Annotated in this window: 3 protein-coding genes; 1 reads left to right on the forward strand and 2 read right to left on the reverse strand. The window is 58.6% G+C overall.

Features of this window, described 5'->3' with window-relative positions:
• Positions 1-330 precede the first annotated feature (330 nt).
• A complete protein-coding gene (locus tag H5U08_RS11190) occupies positions 331-771 on the forward strand; it encodes a hypothetical protein (protein ID WP_297033018.1) in 441 nt (146 codons plus the stop codon).
• 48 nt (positions 772-819) lie between these two features.
• Here H5U08_RS11190 and H5U08_RS11195 read toward each other — a convergent pair whose 3' ends face one another.
• Both H5U08_RS11195 and H5U08_RS11200 read right to left on the reverse strand, forming a co-directional pair.
• A complete protein-coding gene (locus tag H5U08_RS11195) occupies positions 820-1,800 on the reverse strand; it encodes a UDP-glucuronic acid decarboxylase family protein (RefSeq protein ID WP_297033020.1) in 981 nt (326 codons plus the stop codon).
• Between the two features lie 148 nt (positions 1,801-1,948).
• Positions 1,949-4,249 (reverse strand): ATP-binding protein, encoded by a 2,301-nt coding sequence (locus H5U08_RS11200; RefSeq protein WP_297033022.1) that lies wholly within the window; start codon positions 4,247-4,249, stop codon positions 1,949-1,951.
• Positions 4,250-4,330: the final 81 nt, after the last annotated feature.

Consider the following 4,330-nt stretch of genomic DNA (forward strand, 5'->3'; position numbering starts at 1 on the left):
CACATCTGAGACTATGCACTTTGCCACCTTTGCTGTTCCCATGACGCTTGTGGGCGTAGGATTGGGACGGTGGGTCTTCCGACGAATGTCGCAGAATACGTTCGACATGGCAGCCCTCATGCTGGGGGGCATCGGCGGGGTCTGGCTGCTCCTGGGGTAAAAATATTGTGTGAAGAGTGTGGTCTATTGTGTATGTTTTACGCCCCATTTTGGGCGACTCGAATCAGGAGCTTCAGCGGATCAGGCCGGTTTGACCGAACCGCGAAACGCCGCTGGTTTGGCTTCCCGGCCCAGGATGCGATAATAGAGAGTCCTCAAGGAGAACCAACCTTGCGATATCCAGCGTCCCTCCAGAATTTGATGCCGGCAACCGAGGGAAAGCTCCGTGCCGCGTCGCTTTCCGCTTTCCTGGTTCTCGTGGTGATGGGGTTAGTTCTTGGATCGGGGTGTTCTCGGGAGCATTCCGAAACTTCCAGCACGAAGACAGAGAGCCGGGCGGCGAGTGCTGATCAGTTAACACATCCCGCGGGAGGAAGGACCACCGAAGGCAACCCGGCATTGTGGGGATTTCCACCGGAGCAGGGGGAACCGTGGCCGATCCGCATGAGTTCTGAGCCGCTCTCGCCGACGCGGGAAGCCAACACGGGAGAACCGAACGTCCGTTGGCCGAACTACCGAGTGCCCCGCGAAATCATCTTCACCGCTCCGCCGGTGCCGTCCCAGATTGTCGGACCAGCCAAGAATGGTGCGGATGCTGAAGCGACCCAGTGAGTCCGTTCCGCGCGCAAAGTTTGGAGGGCCCGGCTCCACTCCCGCTGGTCACTGTTCGTAACAGGGGGTCGGGGGGCGGTAATGTGAAAGGTCAATCGAGCGGAACCACTCGATCGTCCGCATGAGGCCTTCACGGAGTGGAGTCTTGGGTTCCCACCCGAGTTTCTGTTTGGCCAGGGTGATATCCGGACGGCGGCGAACGGGATCATCGGCGGGCAACGGTCGAAAGACGATTCTGGATTTGGAGCCGGTCAACTCGATGACAAGTTTGGCCAGTTCCAGGATGGTGAACTCTTCGGGATTGCCGAGATTGACGGGACCAGTGAAATCCTCGGGATTTTCCATCATCCGGATGATGCCTTCCACCATGTCGTCCCGATAGCAGAAAGATCGGGTTTGAGAGCCATCGCCATAAACCGTGATGTCTTCTCCGCAGAGGGCCTGGCGAATGAAGTTGGACACCACCCGGCCGTCGTAGGGGTGCATCCGCGGTCCGTATGTGTTGAAGATCCGCACGATGCGGATGTTTACCCTGTTCATGCGGTGATAATCCATGAAGAGGGTTTCTGCCGCGCGTTTGCCCTCGTCATAGCAGGCGCGGGGACCGATGGGGTTGACCGCCCCGCGATATGTTTCGGGTTGGGGATGGACTTCCGGGTCCCCATAGACTTCGCTGGTCGAGGCCTGGAGGACTTTGGCGCGGCAGCGTTTGGCCATCCCCAGCACGTTGATCGCTCCCATCAGGGAGGTCTTCATGGTTTTGATCGGGTTGTACTGGTAGTGGCCCGGGGCGGCCGGGCAGGCGAGATTGTAAATCTCGTCCACTTCTAGCCAGATGGGCAGCGTGATGTCGTGACGGATCAGCTCGAAGTTCGGCTTGTTGAGTAGATGGGCGACGTTGGACTTCTGGCTGGTGAAAAAATTGTCCAGACAGATCACGTCATGACCCATCTCCACAAGACGTTCGCACAGATGCGAACCGAGAAAACCGGCACCGCCTGTAACCAGGATGCGTTTGACAAGCGACATCGTACCTCCTTACACTGATTGCTTCAGTGCAGTCCCTTATCGACTCCGCAAACTCCCGAGTTTCTCCTTCGAGGCTGGCTTCCTCACGTTATGAACATTCCCATGGCCGGGGGATTTAAACAGCCAGGGTTTTCCAAATGTCCCCGTTTCAGTAGGAAGCCGTCAAACTGGGCACATCATCGGGGACGGTCTTTTCGACCTGCCACGGTTCTTTCCAGTTTGATGGGGAGCCGCCGGATTGGGAATACGATTTTCCGAGAAATTGGGCGACTGCTTCCAGGAGTTGCTCCCGGTGCACCGGCTTGGGGACATATCCCGAAAAACCCGATTCCAGGAACTGCTCCACACATTGGGGATCATTATGGGCGGTGAGGGCCAGAATGGGGATGGTGCAACCGCTCTGCCGAAGTTCCCGGACGGCGGTGATCCCGTCCATTTCAGGCATTTCCACGTCCATGAGGATGAGGTCGAACGGGCGGCGGTGATGCCGGGCCTCGCAGTACTGGGCAATCGCATCTCGGCCGTTTTCCACCGTGATGACCGTCAGACCGGTCTTTTCCAGAATCCGCTGGACGAGCCGACGATTGTCGAGAAAATCCTCTGCGACGAGGACGCGGCCCTTGAGGCGGCCGGGAATGGTCCGCGGACTCCGCGCGGAAGGCAAAGCCGATGGGCTTTGCTGTTTGGTGCCCATGAGTCGGTTTCGATCGAGCGCCGCCGCGTTGTCGAGATCCTGGCCGTCGACCAGGGGTACGTTTTCCAGTGGCCCGGTGGCCACCCGAACGTGAAAGACCGTGCCTCTACCTGGCGTGCTCTCCACCGCAATATCTCCACCGAGCAGACGCGCCAGACGCCGACTGATGAGAAGTCCCAATCCTGTGCCCCCGTATTGACGGTAGGTTCCGGCTTCCCCTTGGCGAAAAGGTTGAAAGAGTCGGCCGATCTGGTCGGGTGACATTCCCACTCCTGTGTCGCAAACGCGAAATTCCAGGAGCGGCTGGTCGACAGGTGTTCGATCGAGTTCGATTTCGATCCACACCCGACCCTCGCGGGTGAATTTGATGGCGTTGTCGGTGAGGTTGACCAGAATCTGCCGCAACCGTGTGGGATCGCTCTGAATCGTCTGAGGGATAGAGCCTTTGATTTCCACCTCCATGCGAAGGTTTTTCTCCCGAGCCTTTCCGGCCAGCATGCGCACCACGTCCCGGGCAATCGCAATCGGATCGGTGGGAATGCGTTCCACTTCCATTCGGCCGGACTCCAGCTTGGAATAATCGAGAATCGTGTTGATCATCTCTAGAAGGTGCTCCGAGTTGCGGACGAGACCTTCGGTCGCTTCCAGAATGATTGGGTCGGGCTGCAAAGATGGCTGCGGGGAACCGGACGGGGTGTTTTCCGAGATGCCACCGGCGGCATTGCTGCCGCTCTTTTCCGATTGTTCGGCCGGTAACCGACGGAGAATCTCCTCGCTGAGAAGGCGCGCGTAGCCGAGGATGGCGCTCAGGGGTGTGCGGATTTCATGGCTCATGCTGGCGAGGAGGGTGATTTTCGCCCGGGCGGAATTCTCGATCTCCTGGGAATAGGCACGGAGACGGATATTGGCGGCCTGGAGCGACCGGGCATTCTCTTCGAGCTGACGCTGGATGGCCTTTCGTTCGGTCATGTCGAGAAGGGTGATCACGTAGCTGGTCCCCTGCGCCAGTTCCATGCGGGAGATCAGACCCAGAACCTCCCGGATTTGCTCCCCGCTCGATCGGAGGGATGTTTCTATCGGCCAGGAGCCGTTCTCTCCGGAGGAGGGCTTCAGCCAGCGGCAACGAGCGAGCTTTCCCTCCGGAGAACACCTCTCAGGACAAAAGTCACAGAGCGAGCGGCCAACGGGTGATTGGCCAAAAAACGTTACCGCAGCGGGATTGCATTCCTGGATTCTCAGCTCCTGATCGACAATCAAGAGGGGCTGGTGGACGTGCTCGAAGACCTTTTGATAGCGGCGTTCCGAGTCGTTGAGGAGTTGCACGAGGTGCTGGCGAACGCGTGCAAAGCGGATGCGCAGCCGGTCGAACTGGGTCACGGTGAGCACAGCCAGCCCGGTCCCCAGAAATCCCAGCACCAGCGTCAGCACGGGAAGCCACTCGTGCAGTGCGCTGGCGTGCATTTCCTCCGGATAGAACCGCACTCGGAGCACCTGACCATACCAGGGTATTTCTTTCCAGAAACCACTGGTCCCTCGCCCGTACACGAAGCGCGAAGAGATAAAGGGCGAGTTAGCGTGGCCCCACTGCTGCTCTGCGAATTGGACAATCAAATCACCGGGATATTGATGGGCACCAGCCACCTGCTGGAGTATGGATTCCGGGTCAAAGGCGAGGATGATCCAGTCCTCACCGTCCTGGTCTGGCGATACCAATCGTGTTTCCGAATGGATTGCGGCAGCCAGGTGTGTGTCCATCGGTATTAGACGACGGCGAGCTCCGGTTCGGCTGCATAGGCCACAACATACCCGCTCTAAACGAGAGGCAAAGCTCTGACG

It is taken from the genome of Thermogutta sp. (assembly GCF_014359955.1).
Classification (GTDB): Bacteria; Planctomycetota; Planctomycetia; order Pirellulales; family Thermoguttaceae; genus Thermogutta.